The sequence below is a fragment of the Spirosoma aerophilum genome (assembly GCF_054782495.1).
Genome location: NZ_BAAGSJ010000040.1, coordinates 115,537 through 132,284, shown reverse-complemented (window position 1 = coordinate 132,284; position 16,748 = coordinate 115,537). Strand labels below are relative to the sequence as shown.

The following is a 16,748-nucleotide window of genomic DNA, read 5'->3' as shown; positions in this document are numbered from 1 at the left end:
CAGAATGGCGAACGAAACTGTGATAGTAGGCCTGGTGCCTCAATTCCTATGAGTTCCCTGTTCTGCACTCAAAGGGTAGCGGGGTCTGTATCGCATCGATAGGTCTATACCTAGTTTTATGATTAGCTCGCCCCGCTACCTATTGAAAGGTCTTGGTTTTTAGCGACAAAGGCCAGCCATGAATCTGGGTTTTGTCTCAGCAGCGAACCTAACAGTTTTGTGAGATCTACATTTATTCTGTATTAATGTGAAGAAGCGTTTATGTAGGAACTTACGCGGGCAAAAATAAAGCCCCTATTTGGGGCTTATGCGCAACAGCTTTTTTGTTCTTGGATTGGTGGACACTTCGCCGTCCCGTAGGAACAGAAGACGCAACAGTCCCCTGCCAGCGGCTTTAGAAGGGTCTGGCAGGATGTGCATTCATAAAAATAGGTGCAAGCATCGGTCGGCATTATCTCTGCTGCCTGATGGCCACAATTTGGGCAGGTGATTACGGATTCGAGTGTAACGGTCATTCTCTAGAGCGTCTTTAGGCTGGTAACTTTGTAGCCGGTAGCATCCACCGCTTTTTTGATGTCAGTCAGGGAGGTCTTTTTGCTATCATATTTGACGGTAGCAGACCCTTTCTGATAAGATACATCGACTGCCGATACGCCTTTGATCTTGGTGACCTCCTGCTTGATGTGATGTTCGCAGCCTTCACAGGACATGCCCTTGATGGTTACATAAGCCACTTGTTGCGTACCTGCCTGCGCGGGCTGCACAGTCGCTTGATTCTTATCTTGGTACAACCAGTTTGAGTAGGAGGGGAAGGCCAGTAGTAGCAATGCCATTCCAGTCATCACACCCAAAAATGGCTTCGTCTGCCAGAAAGTGGTTTTCTTCGTTTCACAGTTACATTCCATTGTTTTTTTAGGTTTTAATTGTTCATACCAAGCCCAACCTAACGCGCCCACCGTAAGCGCGATACTGTAAGGCCGCATAGGTTCCAGCCAGGCCCATCCACTAGCCGAGCCAGTGGCACCCACAAGCAAAGTAAGCAAAGGGACGGTGCAACAGAGAGAGGAAACAAAGGCAGTGAGTAGCCCGGTCAATCCTGCAAGTTTCATAGTTTGTAATCGTTATTGCTCTAGACTAAGCAGTCAATGAAGGTGCGGTTTGCATCGTTTCCAGGTGTTCCAACAGAGAATGTAAAATGCCCGTTGATTCTGTCCGTAAGGAATAAAAAACAGTCTGGCCAACTTTGCGGGCCTGAATCAACTGCGCATCTTTAAGCTTACGCAAATGCTGGGAAACAGCGGAAATGGTCATGCCCAAAATGTCGCTCAAATCGCAAACGCATAAGTTGCTATCTTGCTGCAATAGGTAAATAATTTTCAATCGATTGGCATTGCCTGCCAAATCTAGTACCTGAGCTAGTCGCTCGAAGACCAACTCAGCACCTTTTATTTTCTCAGCACATTGGCGAATCTGTTCTTGATCGGCAAAGACGCGGACGCAGGTTGAGGAATTTTCCATTTCGAAACAAAGATATATCATTTGCTTATTTAAGCAAATTCTTAAATAAGCAAATGATATGCGATGGCATCTTTGCTATAAAAAGCCGCAAGCATACGTTCGTATGCGTGTAATCAAGAACCCTATTCCTTTCCGGCTATCGTTCGTATCTTCGCGCCGTGAAATGGTGGCGGATTATATGGGCAATGTATGTTCTGGTGCTTTCCGGGCTACCCTGTGAAGCTCTGTGTCGGGTTCACCGTGCCGCACCTCCGCAACTGGTCGCCTTACCAGTGCCAGGTCAGCTACGGAATGCCAGGATCGCATTATGAACGTGAGTCGGTCAATTAAGAAGTTAAAGGTAGATCGTATACTACGCTACCACAACGGCTAAACGACGCCAATGATCGTTGTCTGGCGAAAAACGCCAATTGGTTTTTACCAAACCAGACTCTACCTTTGCCGGGTGAAAGCGTTGTTCTGTCTGCTATTAAGCTTGCATGTCTTGGTTGTTTCGGTGCTGCCTTGCCCCGAAAACGACTTGTATGCCCTTACCGACGCCCAGCCAACCATCCAGGCGGCCTCTAGCAGCCCTGCCGCCCACTCCGGGCCCAGAGCCGACGTCTGCTCGCCGTTTTGTGCCTGCTCCTCCTGTCCAGCGGCCAGCTGCATTCCCCCGGATTGCCTGACGTTCATTCAACTACAACGGTCGTTACTGGTTCAAGCAACGGATTCGTTTGCCTATCTACAGGTAAATCCCATTACGCCACTTTTGCCCATCTGGCAACCCCCCAAGGTCAGCTAAGGACCTTTTTGTCTACTTATCCTGCTTATCCTGTTTCCTATGAACCCTCATGCTGACCAATGAGGGCAAGGCCTGTTTACCATTTTTTTGCTTCCCTTATGCTTGACTCCATTATCCGATTTTCCATTCGGAACAAACTCATTATTGGCCTGTTGACAATCGGGCTGATCGGGTGGGGGATGTATTCGCTTCGTCATTTACCCATTGACGCGCTGCCCGATATCACCAGCAATCAGGTGCAGGTGATTACGCGCTCCCCAGCCCTGGCCGCCCAGGAAGTGGAACGGCTGATCACCTTTCCCGTTGAACAGACGATGGCGACGATTCCAACGATTACCCAGATACGCTCCATATCGCGCTTTGGCCTCTCGGTAGTCACGCTGGTTTTTAACGATAATACGGATATTTACTGGGCTCGTCAACAAGTCGATGAGCGGCTGGCCGAAGCCCGCACGCAGATTCCGCCCGGTACCGGCGAGCCGACCCTGGGTCCAATCAGCACTGGTCTGGGTGAGATCTACCAATACGTGCTGTATGCGAAGCCCGGCTTTGAGAAACGCTACTCGCCGATGGAGTTGCGCTCGATTCAGGACTGGGTAGTTCGGCGGCAGCTACTGGGTACGCCCGGCGTGGCTGACATCAGCAGTTTTGGTGGCCTGTTGAAACAGTATGAAATCGCCGTTGATCCGGATAAACTCCGGTCCCTTGGCTTAAGTATCGGCGATCTGTTTACGGCGCTGGAAAAAAACAACCAGAATACCGGCGGAGCCTACATCGATAAAAAACCCAGTGCCTACTTCATTCGCTCGGAAGGGCTGGTGGGGAGCCTGAAGGATATTGGCCGGATTGTCGTCCGTCGAACCAGCGGACGATTGCCGGTGCTGGTGCGCGATGTGGCCCAGGTGCGCTTCGGTTCCGCCGTCCGATACGGGGCTCTGACCCGCAACGGGCAGGGCGAAGCAGTGGGGGGCGTCGTACTCATGCTAAAGGGGGAAAATGCCAACCAGGTCATCGGCCGGGTCAAAGGAAAGGTCGACCAGATTCGCCGGACACTCCCACAAGGGGTGGACATTCGCGTTTTTTTGGATCGGAGTGAGTTGGTAGGCCGCGCGATCCACACCGTTACCCGTAACCTGATTGAAGGGGCGCTGATTGTCATTTTTGTCCTGATTCTATTCTTGGGTAACCTGCGGGCGGGCCTGCTGGTGGCCTCGGTCATTCCCTTGTCGATGCTCTTTGCCGTAGGGATGATGAACCTGTTTGGCGTGTCGGGAAACTTGATGAGTCTGGGCGCGATTGATTTTGGACTGATCGTCGATGGTGCCGTTATCATCGTGGAAGCTACCCTGCACCACATCGCCCTGAAGAACTACCGGCATAACCTCAGCCAGGCCGAGATGGATGAAGAAGTCTTTGAATCGGCCAGTCGTATCCGCACCTCAGCGGCTTTCGGCGAAATCATTATCCTCATCGTCTACCTGCCCATTCTGGCCCTGGTGGGCATTGAAGGAAAGATGTTTCGGCCGATGGCACAAGTCGTCAGCTTTGCCATTCTAGGGGCCTTTATTCTTTCCTTAACGTATGTACCCATGGTATCGGCCCTGCTGCTGAGCAAGAAACCCGTTCGGGAAGGTACCCAAACGATTTCCGACCGGCTGATGGGCTTCTTTCACCGGCGCTACGACCCCGTCATCCGGTGGGCACTCCGGGCCAAGCGGCTCGTTTTAGCCCTGGCGGTTATTCTGTTGATTGGGGCTGGATGGCTTTTTACCACGTTGGGGGGCGAGTTCATACCCGAACTTAGCGAAGGCGATTTCGCCGTGGAACTGCGTACACTGACCGGCTCGTCGCTTAGCCAAACGGAAGACAAATTTTTGCAGTCCGCCCAGCTGCTACTCAAGCAGTTCCCCGAAGTCCGGGAAGTTATCGGCAAGATTGGCGCGGGCGAGATTCCCACCGATCCGATGCCCATTGAAGCCGGTGATTTGATGGTTCTGCTCAAGCCCCAGGCCGAATGGACCACCGCCCAAAGTCAGGAAGAACTGGCGGAAAAAATGGCGGAGGCCCTCGAAGCCATTCCCGGCGTAACATACGGCTTCCAGCAACCCATCCAGATGCGCTTCAATGAATTAATCTCGGGCGCCAAGCAGGACGTTGCCGTCAAACTGTTTGGGGAGGATTTAGGCGAACTGCAACGGCTGGCCAGCCAGATTGGCCGCGTCGTGAACCGGGTAGAAGGGGCTACCGATCTGTATGTAGAGCAGGTCCAGGGCTTACCCCAAATTGTGGTGGCCCTCGATCGGGAAGCACTGGCCCGCTACGGCCTGGCGGTAGATGAGGTGAACCGAACCCTTAGTGCCGCGTTTGCCGGTGAAAGCGCGGGCCTGGTCTACGAGGGTGAGCGACGCTATGATTTGGTGGTCCGCCTGGCGGATCAAAATCGTCAGAGTATCGATGACGTACGGAACCTGACCGTTTCGGTGCCGGAGGGTACCCCCGTTCCGCTAGGCCAGCTGGCAAAGGTATCGCTTCAGCCGGGGCCAAACCAGATTCAGCGGGAAGATGCCAAAAGAAGGTTGACCATCGCCTTTAACGTGCGGGGGAGAGACGTCGAAAGTGTAGTCAGGGAACTACAGCGCCAGCTGACCGAGCAGATTCGGCTACCAACCGGTTACTATATAACGTACGGCGGGCAATTCGAGAATCTTATCGAAGCGCGCAACCGACTCGGTATCGCCGTTCCCGTCGCCCTGGGCCTTATTTTTCTGCTTTTGTTTGTGACCTTCGGATCGGTGCGGCAGGCTGCTTTAATTTTTTCGGCCATACCGCTGTCAGCCATTGGGGGTATTGTTGCCCTGTGGCTACGCGATATGCCCTTTAGTATTTCGGCCGGTATCGGTTTCATTGCGCTCTTCGGCGTGGCCGTCCTCAACGGCATCGTGCTCATGGGCGAGTTTAATCGAATCCGCCGCGAGCAGGGCCTAGAGGATCTGCATGAGGTGATTTATCAGGGCACAGCCGCTCGGCTGCGACCGGTCCTGATGACGGCCACGGTGGCCTCATTAGGCTTTTTGCCCATGGCCCTCTCGACCACAGCGGGTGCCGAGGTACAAAAGCCCCTGGCGACGGTGGTTATTGGCGGATTGGTCTCGGCCACCTTGCTGACCCTGCTGGTGCTGCCAATCCTTTATTACTTAGAAGAGAGCTGGTCAGCCAGACGAAAACACCGGGCTACCCGGCCCCCCAACAAAGCCTTGTCAAGTGGGTTGATCGTGGCGTTAGTGGGCTTGAGTTTAGGCCTGAAACCGGGTATTAGTCAGGCTCAGGTCACTGCCCAGCCTGACGTGGCCCGGCCTGACGTGGCTCGGCCCAACTTAGGTCAGCAACCCGGCATCCGGGCTACTCCCTTCTCCCTGAGCGAGGCCCTAAATCAAACGATGCTGGCCAATCCGCTCGTGCGCGTATCGACCTTGACCATCGGGGTACAGCAGGCCCTGCGCGGCACGGCCAATGACGTGGGGAAAACCGACCTTTCCGTCTCACTAGGCCAATATAACAGCCCTTATTTCGATCAGTCGCTTTCCCTTGGTCAGCGGCTACCGGCTCCGGCGCTCATTCGGAGTCAGCGCCGATTGCTGGAGAGTCGGGTGAGTGGGGCCGAAGCGGAAAGCCGATTAACCCGCCAGGAACTGGTCCAGCAAACCAAATCCACTTATTATGAATTAATTTATTTGCGGGCGTTGCGTACCGAATTGATTCGCCAGGATAGTTTACTACGGGCCATCGTCGAAGCGGCTGGTCTGCGACGGCGTACCGGGGAGGGCACCCTGCTGGAACAAACGGCCGCTGAGGTTGAAGCCCGGCAGGTGCAGCTGGCACTCAGTCAGCATCAAGCCGACGAACAGATTCAGCGCCGACGCCTACAAACGCTGTTAGGTGCTTCCAGCCTGCCGCAAATTACGGATTCGGTGCTGACGGCTCGCCCGCTTCGATTTTCCCCTACGGACACGCTGGCGTTAGCGCAAAACCCGGAACTGGCCCTGCTCGCTCAGCAGGTATTGATGGCCCAGCGGGAGACGGACCTCGAACGGGCCCGGCTTAAACCGGACTACTCCGTGAGTGTGACCAATCAATCGCTACGGGGCTTTTACCCACAGGCCGATGGTTCAGAGCAGTACTACAACGCGTCGCATCGGTTTTTTTATGGCCAGCTTGGCATTTCCATTCCGCTGGTGGCCAAACCGCTCCGGGCGCGGGTACAGGCCGGTGAACTCAACCAGCAGCGGACCCAGGCCAGTCTGAATGCCCGGCGACAAAGTTTGCAGGGGGCTTACGAAGAACTCATTCAGACGTACCGAAAAAATCAGCAGACCCTGGTCTATTATCAGCAATCGGCTTTACCCCAAGCGGCCCTGATCCGGCAGACGGCCGAGCGCTCCTACCGGGCGGGCGAAATCGGTTATGTTGAACTGCTGCAAAACCTGCGCACCGTCATCGGCATCCAGACCGGTTATCTAACAGCCCTCAACGACTACAATCAAACGGTTATTAATCTCGAGTTTATTCTCGGCAGCACAGAGCCATGAACCCATTCCTAGTAATCCGGCGGTGTATGATCGCCCTAATGAGTATCAGTTTTAGCCTGTGGTCCTGCACGCAACAGGATAAACCGGCGGAAGACCGCCCCAAAGCGGAATCCACCGAACAACAAGCCGACAAACCCTCGGAGGAAGCCGAGGAAGCGGGCACCGTCGAGCTTTCAGTCATTCAATTTCAGACGGCCCGCATTCAAGTTGGCTCCTTACAGACCCGCACGCTGAGCGATTTGATCCGGGTGAATGGGGTGGTGAATGCGCCCCCTCAGCAACAGGTGTCCGTGTCATCGCCCTACGGGGGTATCCTGGTTTCAGCCAGCTTATTGCCCGGAACGATGGTTCGTAAAGGTCAGGTACTGGCCGTTCTGGAAAATCCGGAGTTTATCCGCCTGCAACAAGATTACCTGGAGACTACTAGCCGTCTTACCTTTCAGGAGCAGGAATATGAGCGGCAACGGGACTTAAGTCAGCAAAATGTAGGGGCCCTGAAAACATTTCAGCAGGCGACCGCTGAGCGGGGTTCCCTGCGTGCCCGACTCGAAGGGCTTGGGCAGCAGCTGGCGTTGCTGGGCATCCCTGTTTCCAGTTTGCAAACGGGTAAAATCAGTCGGACAGTTGCCATTCGGGCACCCATTACCGGCACCATTACCGCATCCGGGGTCAATCGGGGTCGTTTTGTGGCGGCCAATGATGTGCTTTTTGAACTCGTGGATACCCGCAAACTGGTCGCGCAATTGACCATATTTGAGGGCGATATGGCTAAAGTTGCCATCGGCCAGCGGGTGCGCATGCAGCTTACGGCCCAGTCCCAGGGCGGCTCAGCCCAGGAATATACCGGCCGTATTCTACTGATTAACCGCGAGACCAATGCCGACCGTACGGTGGCTGTCTTTGCCAGCTTGACAAACGTTCCGGCGGATCTTCGCCCGGGCACCTTTCTTAAAGCGGTCATTGAAACGACGTCCCAACCTGTACCGGCGCTGCCCGAAAGCGCGGTGGTGCAGCTTGGCAACAAACCCCATATTTTTTTGCTGGAGGCCATCGAAGGCAAAGGGGAGCAACGGCGTTATCGGTTCCGGCCGATTCCGGTCATGACCGGGGTGAGCGAAAATGGCTATCAGGCCGTTTCCTTCCCTCAACCGTTACCGAAGGGTCATCAAATCGTGCTTGTGGGCGCTTATGATTTACTCTCGGCGATGACCAATACGGAAGAAGAGGGCGAATAAAGGCGGGCCGTCCGTTTCCTGTTACGGCTTCTCTTAAGGGAACCTCACCCGGTGATATGAATAGATTCAATAAAAATTGATCAACCAATAAGTCTCCCAACCCCATTTCCTGTTGGCCATGCGCACATTTGTTCTGTACCTATTCATCGCCCTGGCAGTCACCCTACCCGCGCTGATCATGCGACTGGGCAGCTGGTATCCTGCCCCGCTGCTGGCAGTTGGCTTGTTTGGCAGTGCCATCCTGGCGGCTGGTTTTATGCTGTCCTGGGGGGCGGAAACCGCTGAGCGGTTTATCGCGCAAGGGCTAATCCTGGCTTTAGTGGCCTTAATTACGGTACTGCCCGAATACGCTGTCGATTTTTATTATGCCTTTGAAGCGGGTCGTGACCCGCAATCCTTGAATGTTCACTATGCCGCCGCGAACATGACCGGTGCCAACCGCTTACTGGTGGGCCTGGCCTGGCCCCTGATGGTTTTGCTAAACCGGTACAAAACCCGTCAGTCGGCCATTGTGCTCTCGCCCGGGAACCGGCTGGAAATTGGGTTCCTGCTGCTGGCCAGTTTATACGCCTTTGTCATCGTCTTCAAAAACCGGATCGACCTGCTGGATACCGTCATCCTGGGTTGTCTGTTCGGCGGCTATCTCTGGCGGGTTAGCCGTTTATCCAAGACGGATGAAGACGAGGCGGATGAACCCGGCCCGGCAGCAGCCATACTGACCTTACCACCCCGGCAGCAGTGGGGAATCATAGGCGGACTCACCCTGGTGGCGGGAACCGTCATTTTGGTCAGTGCGGAACCGTTTGCGGAATCCATCGTACTGGCCGGTCGCCAACTGGGCGTTGATGAGTTTTTGCTTATCCAATGGCTAGCACCACTGGCCAGTGAGGCGCCCACTGTTTCGATTGCTGTCCTGTTTGTGCTGGCCGGGCGGGCCACTAGCGGACTGGCGGCCATGATCAGCGATAAAATAAACCAATGGACCTTGCTGGTGGGTATGCTGCCGCTGGCTATGAGCGCCGGGGCGGCCGGTTGGCTAGCACTGCCCCTGGACGCTCGTCAGCACGAAGAGTTTTTTCTAACGGCTGCCCAATCCTTGTTTGGGGTAGCCTTACTGCTTGGCCTACGACTCACGCTCGGGCATGCAACGGCGTTATTGCTCCTGTTTAGCGTTCAGCTTCTTTTGGCGTTTCACTTTCAGGACAACCCAGCCCTGGAGGTCGCTACGCTAACCTATTTGGGCTGGGCTTATCTGGCGCTGGCGTCGGTCCTGGTCATTAGCAACCGGGCTCATCTTAAAGTGGTCGTGACGCAACTGTGGACCGGATCGTCCTTACCGGCCCCAGACCAGTAAGCGTACAGGGGTGAACGACCAGGCTAAGTAGGCCTGTTTTGACGCCACTCAGGAGACGCTCGGCGTCAAACCCATTTTTATAAACTTCTTCCCCCGCTCTTTAGGGGCGTACTTTTATTCACTCACATCGATGCATTACTCACTAGATAAAATACCCCGTAAGCCTGCGACCACGGCGCAGGCAAGGTTCATGCGCCCTATTCCGATTGCCAGCTGGTGGGGTCGATTCCTGCTGTATGCGAACCTGGTTGGTCTACTGGCTGGCTGTGGATCAACCAACCCAGTTGATCCTGACTTTACGGTCAACATCCCGCCGGAAGAGGTTGCCATCCAAGCCGGTTTGTTGGACGAAGCCTCAGGTATTGCCGACAGCCGGACCATGAAGGGGAATTTATGGGTGGAGGAGGACAGCGGTAATCCAGCCCAGATAAACTTACTCTCTTATCAAGGCAAACTGGTGGCCCGACTGCCCCTGCCCGGCGTCCAAAACCGGGATTGGGAGGATCTGGCGATTGGCCCAGGTCCTCAACCAGGCCTTTCGTATTTGTACCTGGCCGATATTGGCGATAATGCAAAAACGAACGCGGTCAACTACATCTATCGGTTTGAAGAGCCCAAAACGGCCACGGAAGCCATTAAACAAGTGGATCAGATCGCGTTTACTTATCCGGATGGACCACGGGATGCCGAAACCATTTTGCTTGATCCCTTAACCCGGGATGTGTGGATTGTTACCAAAGCCGAAGCCAAAGTTCGGCTGTATCAACTGCCTTACCCGCAGAATACCACCCAACCCACGACTGCCAGCTTTCAAGGCGAACTGCCGCTGAGTCTGGTCACATCAGGGAACATCTCCCCGGACGGCACGCATATTTTGCTTAAGACGTACGTGGGAATTTTTTATTGGCAACGAACGGGTACGGCAAGCCTTGCCGCCACGCTACTGAACCAGTCCCCGCGCTCACTACCCTATTTAATTGAACCACAGGGAGAAGCGGTAGCGTTTGATCAAACGGGAACTGGCTTTTTTACCCTGAGCGAGCGAGGCAATGCGAGCTCAGTGACCCTGAATTACTATAAACGACGTTAACCTATCCCACCTGACAAGCCAGCAGGTTGATCCCAGATCGGCAGTCAAACCAGGGGGTGTTTACTAAACCGCTTTCGCATGATTCAGTACCTAATTGCTTTTAAAATGCTGTTCGGGGCGGTCATTGGGATCGGAGTCTTGGGATGGAGTCTATGGCGACTAGTCATCTTACTGGGGTGGATCATCCCAACGAAACGATCCAGAAAACGCGTGCACCGTAATACGGGAGGGTATCAACCCCCACCAAAAACAAAACAGACAAAACCCACCGGAACCTTATCTAAACAAGCGCATTACAGCGCCCGAAAACAATCGGACCATCGGAATGGATAAGTCAACAGGACGATTCGCCTCAATCTCTCCCAATTGAGCAACTGATTAGATGTACTCTGTTTCCCTGATAGCCATGAACAAATCCATTTTCAGAGTCACCAAGATGGACTGTCCCTCCGAGGAACAGCTCATTCGTATGAAATTGGCCGATCAGTCGGGGATTGAACAGCTTCAGTTTGATATTCCCAACCGCAACGTGACGGTGCTGCACCATGGGGATGCCGCGCCGATCACGCGCGCCTTGGCGGATTTACGCCTAGATAGCTCCCTGCTCAGCACGCAAGAGGCGGACCTGTCCGAATTGACCGAAGAAGCTCCCCGCGACCGGCGGTTGCTGCTGACGGTACTGGCCATCAATGCGTTCTTTTTTGGCTTGGAAGTTTTAGCGGGTATCCTGGCCGATTCGATGGGCTTGGTAGCGGATTCGCTGGATATGCTGGCCGATGCCCTGGTGTATGGTCTGGCGCTCTATGCGGTCGGTAAAGCGGTGAGCGCCCAAAAACAGGTGGCCCGCATCAGTGGCTATCTGCAATTGATTCTGGCCGCTGGGGGCTTGGTAGAAGTGGTGCGCCGGTTCATCGCGGGCGAAGCCTTGCCCGATTTCGGGTTGATGGTAGGCGTGTCCCTGCTGGCCCTGATCGGCAATTCGATCTGCCTGTTTCTACTGCGACGCGAAAAGAGTGACAAAGCGCACATGCAGGCCAGTGAAATTTTCACCTCAAATGATATTGTGGTGAATCTGGGCGTCATCCTGGCCGGTGGCCTAGTGTATCTGACCCATTCGCCTTATCCTGATTTGATAATCGGTTTGGCGATTTTCGTGGTCGTGGCACGGGGGGCGCTGCGTATCTTCCAGCTGGCTAAATAAGCCAATTCATCACAAACCGATTCGCTTATGAAACTCATCAAAGTAGCCGCTGGCGCCCTGAATCAAACTCCGCTCGATTGGGCGCACAATACCCAAAACATCATCAACGCCATTGATGCGGCCCGCGCTCAGCAGATTAGCCTGCTTTGTCTGCCCGAACTCTGCATTTCGGGCTATGGCTGCGAAGACGCGTTTTACGCCCAAAACACCATCGCCCAGGCCATTCGCTCGCTACTCGATATTGTGCCACATACAGCGGATATACTCGTATCGGTCGGCCTGCCGATGCGCCACGGCAACCGAACCATCAACACGGCATGCCTGATAGGCAACCGGCGCATCCTGGGATTTGTGGGCAAACAGCATTTGCCCAATGATGGCATTCATTACGAAGAACGATGGTTTCAGCCCTGGCCCGCTGGGGTGCGCGATGAGTTGACCCTACTGGACGAAGCAACGGCCTATCCCATCGGTGATCTGCTTTTCAACGTTTCCGGTATTCGCATTGGCTTTGAAATCTGCCAGGATGCCTGGATCGCCGGGCGACCGGGGCGAAGTCTTTATGATCGGGGGGTGGATATTATCCTCAATCCGTCGGCCAGCCATTTTGCCTTCTTCAAGTCCGAAGTACGGGAACGGTTGGTGGTGGATGCCTCGCGGGCTTTTGGGGTGAGCTACATCTATACCAATTTGCTTGGTAATGAGGCCGGTCGGGTGATTTATGACGGGGATGCGATGGTAGCCTCCAATGGGGTGCTGCTGGTGTCAGGGGCACGGCTCAGCTACGAAGATTTTGTGATCGTTCCGGCGGTAGTGGATGTCGAGCAAACCCGGTTGAGCCAGGTGCAGAGCCGGGGCAACCTGACCCGGATGCATCCTGAATTGCGGGTGGTTGAGCGGTTTGACTGGCCACGGGTGGCACCCTTGGTGCAGCAAGCGGAACTGGAAGCCTGGGAGAAGGGCGGCTATTTGAAAGAAGAAGAATTTGCCAGGGCGGTTGCTCTGGGGCTGTTCGATTACCTGCGCAAGAGCCGTTCGCAGGGCTATGTACTTTCGCTCAGTGGCGGGGCCGATTCCTCGGCCATTGCGGTCACGGTGTATTTAATGATCCGCATGGCGGTGGTAACGATCGGTCTGGATGGGGTCAAGAAAAAGCTGGCCTATATCCGGGCCATTCAGGATTGCGATTCGCCCGAAGCGATGATCGGCCAATTGCTGACGGTCATGTATCAGGGCACGGAAAATTCCTCCGATGATACGTTCAACTCAGCCAAACAGCTCGCCGACGACATTGGCGCGACGTTTCTGCGCATCAACATCAACGGCCTGGTGGAAACCTATCGCGGCCTGATCGAAGAGCAATTTGGCCGGGTGCTCTCCTGGGACACCGATGACATTGCCTTGCAAAACATTCAGGCGCGGGTGCGCGCTCCGGGCATTTGGCTGATCGCGAATTTGAAGAACGCCTTGCTACTGAGCACGTCGAACCGCTCGGAAGCAGCGGTGGGCTATGCCACGATGGACGGCGATACGGCGGGCAGTATTTCGCCCATTACCGGCATCGACAAGCATTTTCTGCGGGGCTGGCTACGCTGGCTGGAAACAGTGGGGCTCAATGTTAAAAACCAGACCATTCCCATTGATCGTACCAGTCAGGGCTCGGGGCCGGTCGGGGACGATGAGCTGATTCGGGTCAAGGGGCTTCATGCGGTCAACAACCTGCAACCCACGGCGGAACTGCGGCCACTGGATAAAAAGCAAACCGACGAAGATGATTTGATGCCCTACGATGTGCTCAATTCCATTGAGAACGCGGCCATTCGGGACAAACAAGCCCCGCTGGATGTGCTCTTGCTGCTGGAAAGCCGGTATACGGATCGGTACGAACGGGCCAAATTAGCGGTGTGGGTGGAGCGTTTTTTCAAACTGTGGAGCCGCAACCAGTGGAAGCGCGAACGCTACGCGCCTTCCTTCATGCTGGACGATCACAATCTAGATCCGCGTTCCTGGTGCCGTTTCCCGATTCTGTCGGGTGGTTTCGAGCGGGAGCTTGCCGATATGTTTGCTTCGATCTAAGAGCAGGTTGTTGTGATGAATCGTCAAACCGAAGATAAACAAAGAGAATAATCCTGGGGACGGGCGAGCAAACGTTTCAACGAGTAAAAAAGTAGGTCAATGATCTCAAGTCGGGACCTATTTAGCGCTTGTAAACATCGGGATTGATGGATCGTTCAGATAGGGTAGAAAGGGTCGGAGCAACGACCTGTATATTGATTACACTGATGCAAGCACTGATAACGGGTAGCCTTTTGCTAAGCGTTCTACACGCGCTTATTCCAAGCCATTGGTTACCCTTTGTAACGATTGGCCAGGCAGAAGGATGGTCACAGCGGCAACTGCTACTGGTCACCGCGGTGGCTGGACTGGCCCATACGGTCAGCACCAGTCTGTTGGGACTATTCGTCAGTTTGGCTGGCTGGCAATTAGCTGAGAATTATCATAGTCTTTCAGAACGAGTCATTCCCTTACTCTTACTCACACTGGGAGTCTGGTATTTGATGCAACATGTGCGTCATCGGCATGTGCATGACCATATCAATGCCGGTGCTACGCGGAAAACCCGTTCGTTTGGTGCGTTGCTGGTTTCGCTGGGACTGGCCATGTTTTTATCGCCCTGTCTTGAGATCGAAGCTTATTTTTTAAGCGCCGGTGCCAAAGGTTGGCAAGCTGTGTTGCTGGTGACACTCATCTATAATGTTGTTACCTTGTCGGGGATGCTCATCATGGTAACCGTAGGCCGGCGTGGCTTACGACGGGTCGATCCGCACTGGTTTGAGCATAATGAAAATCTGATGACTAGCCTAACGCTCGTCGGGCTGGCCGTACTTAATTTTTTTATTGAATTCTAAAGGCAATTTATATGGCACACGATCAAAATCATACAGACGAGGAAGAGCACGACGAGGATGATGTCGCCTTGATCGAGGAGGGCACAACCCCGGCAGCGGATGCCGCCCCGGCAAAAAAGGGGCCAGAGCAAACCTGGCGCACGTATGCGCCGGTCATCACCAGTCTGGTTCTCTTACTCGGTGGTATTGCCCTGGATCATTTCGCTAAAGCCGACTCGTCATTCCCGTGGTTCAAAGACCCCATTCGGTTCATTTGGTATGTTATTGCGTATTTGCCCGTTGGGTGGCCTGTGCTGAAGCGGGCCTGGAAAGGAATTATAAGCGGGAACGTGTTCACGGAATTCTTTCTGATGAGCGTTGCAACACTGGGCGCTTTTGGCATTCGCGAATATCCGGAAGGTGTTGCCGTCATGGTATTCTATACAATCGGTGAATTGTTTCAGGATGCAGCCGTACTGCGAGCCCGCCGTTCCATTAAGTCGCTGCTGGATGTACGACCCGATGAGGTGACAGTGTTGCGTGATGGAGTAGCACAAACGGTGAAAGCGGCTTTAGTTGCTATAGGGGATGTCGTACAGGTGAAACCCGGCGAAAAAGTGGGTTTAGATGGCACCATGCGATCTGACAGTGGCTCGTTTGATACAGCTGCTTTGACGGGCGAAAGCGTTCCCCGAACCATTCAAAAGGGAGAAGCGATACTGGCCGGGATGATTAACCGGCAGTCTCTGGTCGAGATGGATGTCTCCACGCTTTATCAAGACTCCAAGCTGTCCCGAATTCTCAAACTTGTGCAACAGGCAACCGGTCGCAAAGCCCAAACGCAGGAGTTTATTGCCAAGTTTGCTAAAATATACACCCCAATCATTTGTTTGCTGGCGGTGCTGATTACGGTCGTGCCGTATTTCTTTGTTGGGGATTATCAATTCCGCGACTGGCTCTATCGGGGACTTGTCTTCCTGGTCATCGGCTGTCCCTGTGCCTTGGTGATTTCCATTCCGCTGGGGTACTTTGGCGGTATTGGGGCTGGTTCCAAGCAGGGTATTCTGTTCAAAGGCTCCGTGTTTCTGGACTTAATGACCCAGCTTAAAGTGGTTGTGATGGATAAAACAGGAACGCTGACGAAGGGGGTGTTTAAGGTGCAGGAAGTTAAGCCATTGGGCATCGAAGCGCCCGAACTGGCCCGGTTGACGGCGGCCTTGGAAAGCAAATCGACTCACCCCGTCGCGACCGCCATCATCGACTATGCCCGTGTCCACGTCGGGGAAAAGGGATATGAGACGTCGACCGTTGAAAACGTAGAGGAAATTGCCGGACATGGGCTGAAAGGGACCGTCGAAGGGAAAGAGGTCTTAGCCGGTAATGCTAAACTACTTCGAAAATTCAATGTATCCTTTGATGAAGCCCTCACACAAATTCCGTTTACAATCGTCATGACGGCAATAAATGGAACGTTTGCGGGCTATTTCACCATCGCCGACGAAGTAAAAGCCGATGCCGCTGATGCCGTCAAACGCCTGAAAGCCGATGGAATTCGCACCGTTATGTTATCGGGTGATAAATCAGCCGTAGTCGAGATCGTTGCCAAACAGGTCGGTATTGACGAATGGCACGGCGATTTGCTACCCGAAGACAAGGTTCGTGAAGTGGAACGGCTTAAAGCGGACTTAGCAGGCAATCCTAAAGCAAAGCTGGCCTTTGTTGGCGATGGGGTGAACGACGCGCCGGTGGTCGCACTGGCCGATGTCGGCATGGCGATGGGCGGACTTGGCTCGGATGCCACCATCGAAACCGCCGACGTGATTATTCAGAACGACGAACCGGCCAAAATCGCCACGGCAGTCGAGATTGGCCGGGCTACCCGCCGGATCGTCTGGCAAAACATCACCTTGTCGATGGTTGTCAAAGCCATTGTGCTCGTGCTGGGCGCTGGTGGGCTAGCGACTATGTGGGAAGCCGTATTTGCCGATGTGGGTGTAGCCATGCTAGCTATTTTAAACGCAGTACGGATTCAAAACATGAAATTTTAGTAATCATCTTAAGCGAGTCTTCAATGTTTGGAAGACTCGCTTAA

12 protein-coding genes are annotated in these 16,748 nt (G+C 54.0%); 9 read left to right on the top strand and 3 right to left on the bottom strand.

From position 1 onward, the window contains the following. Positions 1-305: 305 nt before the first annotated feature. Genes ACYVK4_RS32055 through ACYVK4_RS32045 form a run of 3 tightly spaced genes read right to left on the bottom strand, consistent with a single transcriptional unit; the run spans position 306 to position 1,518 of the window. Positions 306-515, bottom strand: coding sequence for a GDCCVxC domain-containing (seleno)protein (locus tag ACYVK4_RS32055; RefSeq protein ID WP_461131669.1), 210 nt, complete (start codon positions 513-515; stop codon positions 306-308). 3 nt (positions 516-518) lie between these two features. Then, a complete protein-coding gene (gene merTP, locus ACYVK4_RS32050; RefSeq protein ID WP_461131668.1) occupies positions 519-1,109 on the bottom strand; it encodes a mercuric transport protein MerTP in 591 nt (196 codons plus the stop codon). A 25-nt stretch (positions 1,110-1,134) separates the two neighbouring features. Then, positions 1,135-1,518 (bottom strand): ArsR/SmtB family transcription factor, encoded by a 384-nt coding sequence (locus ACYVK4_RS32045; protein ID WP_461131667.1) that lies wholly within the window; start codon positions 1,516-1,518, stop codon positions 1,135-1,137. Positions 1,519-1,900: 382 nt separating this feature from the next. Here ACYVK4_RS32045 and ACYVK4_RS32040 point away from each other — a divergent pair, with 382 nt between their 5' ends. The 9 genes from ACYVK4_RS32040 (at position 1,901) to ACYVK4_RS32000 (ending at position 16,704) form a co-directional block, all read left to right on the top strand. After that, positions 1,901-2,302: a hypothetical protein gene (locus ACYVK4_RS32040; RefSeq protein ID WP_461131666.1), complete on the top strand. Its 402-nt coding sequence runs from the start codon at positions 1,901-1,903 to the stop codon at positions 2,300-2,302. A gap of 98 nt (positions 2,303-2,400) precedes the next feature. After that, positions 2,401-6,888 (top strand): CusA/CzcA family heavy metal efflux RND transporter, encoded by a 4,488-nt coding sequence (locus tag ACYVK4_RS32035; protein ID WP_461131665.1) that lies wholly within the window; start codon positions 2,401-2,403, stop codon positions 6,886-6,888. Then, positions 6,885-8,123, top strand: coding sequence for an efflux RND transporter periplasmic adaptor subunit (locus tag ACYVK4_RS32030; protein ID WP_461131664.1), 1,239 nt, complete (start codon positions 6,885-6,887; stop codon positions 8,121-8,123). The genes ACYVK4_RS32035 and ACYVK4_RS32030 overlap by 4 nt, the downstream gene beginning before the upstream one ends. Positions 8,124-8,241: 118 nt before the next feature. Next, the gene (locus ACYVK4_RS32025) at positions 8,242-9,477 is read left to right on the top strand and encodes a sodium:proton exchanger (RefSeq protein WP_461131663.1); all 1,236 of its coding nucleotides are present in this window, start codon (positions 8,242-8,244) and stop codon (positions 9,475-9,477) included. 130 nt (positions 9,478-9,607) lie between these two features. After that, entirely contained in the window at positions 9,608-10,567 is a 960-nt protein-coding gene (locus ACYVK4_RS32020) for a PE-PGRS family protein (protein ID WP_461131662.1), read from the top strand. Positions 10,568-11,003: 436 nt separating this feature from the next. Next, entirely contained in the window at positions 11,004-11,768 is a 765-nt protein-coding gene (locus ACYVK4_RS32015; protein ID WP_461131661.1) for a cation transporter, read from the top strand. Between the two features lie 27 nt (positions 11,769-11,795). Further along, positions 11,796-13,844 (top strand): NAD(+) synthase, encoded by a 2,049-nt coding sequence (nadE, locus tag ACYVK4_RS32010; protein ID WP_461131660.1) that lies wholly within the window; start codon positions 11,796-11,798, stop codon positions 13,842-13,844. 206 nt (positions 13,845-14,050) lie between these two features. Then, positions 14,051-14,677 carry a hypothetical protein gene (locus ACYVK4_RS32005; RefSeq protein WP_461131659.1) on the top strand — a complete coding sequence of 209 codons (627 nt, stop codon included), beginning with the start codon at positions 14,051-14,053 and terminating at the stop codon, positions 14,675-14,677. Between the two features lie 11 nt (positions 14,678-14,688). Further along, a complete protein-coding gene (locus ACYVK4_RS32000) occupies positions 14,689-16,704 on the top strand; it encodes a heavy metal translocating P-type ATPase (protein ID WP_461131658.1) in 2,016 nt (671 codons plus the stop codon). The last annotated feature ends 44 nt before the right edge of the window (positions 16,705-16,748 follow it).

Excerpts from the sequence above, each read along its gene's own strand:
- ACYVK4_RS32035 (WP_461131665.1), top strand. The coding sequence starts at position 2,401 with ATGCTTGACTCCATTATCCGATTTTCCATTCGGAACAAACTCATTATT.
- merTP (WP_461131668.1), bottom strand. The coding sequence starts at position 1,109 with ATGAAACTTGCAGGATTGACCGGGCTACTCACTGCCTTTGTTTCCTCT.
- ACYVK4_RS32000 (WP_461131658.1), top strand. The coding sequence starts at position 14,689 with ATGGCACACGATCAAAATCATACAGACGAGGAAGAGCACGACGAGGAT.
- ACYVK4_RS32045 (WP_461131667.1), bottom strand. The coding sequence starts at position 1,518 with ATGGAAAATTCCTCAACCTGCGTCCGCGTCTTTGCCGATCAAGAACAG.
- ACYVK4_RS32055 (WP_461131669.1), bottom strand. The coding sequence starts at position 515 with ATGACCGTTACACTCGAATCCGTAATCACCTGCCCAAATTGTGGCCAT.
- ACYVK4_RS32040 (WP_461131666.1), top strand. The coding sequence starts at position 1,901 with ATGATCGTTGTCTGGCGAAAAACGCCAATTGGTTTTTACCAAACCAGA.
- ACYVK4_RS32020 (WP_461131662.1), top strand. The coding sequence starts at position 9,608 with ATGCATTACTCACTAGATAAAATACCCCGTAAGCCTGCGACCACGGCG.
- ACYVK4_RS32025 (WP_461131663.1), top strand. The coding sequence starts at position 8,242 with ATGCGCACATTTGTTCTGTACCTATTCATCGCCCTGGCAGTCACCCTA.
- nadE (WP_461131660.1), top strand. The coding sequence starts at position 11,796 with ATGAAACTCATCAAAGTAGCCGCTGGCGCCCTGAATCAAACTCCGCTC.
- ACYVK4_RS32030 (WP_461131664.1), top strand. The coding sequence starts at position 6,885 with ATGAACCCATTCCTAGTAATCCGGCGGTGTATGATCGCCCTAATGAGT.
- ACYVK4_RS32005 (WP_461131659.1), top strand. The coding sequence starts at position 14,051 with ATGCAAGCACTGATAACGGGTAGCCTTTTGCTAAGCGTTCTACACGCG.
- ACYVK4_RS32015 (WP_461131661.1), top strand. The coding sequence starts at position 11,004 with ATGGACTGTCCCTCCGAGGAACAGCTCATTCGTATGAAATTGGCCGAT.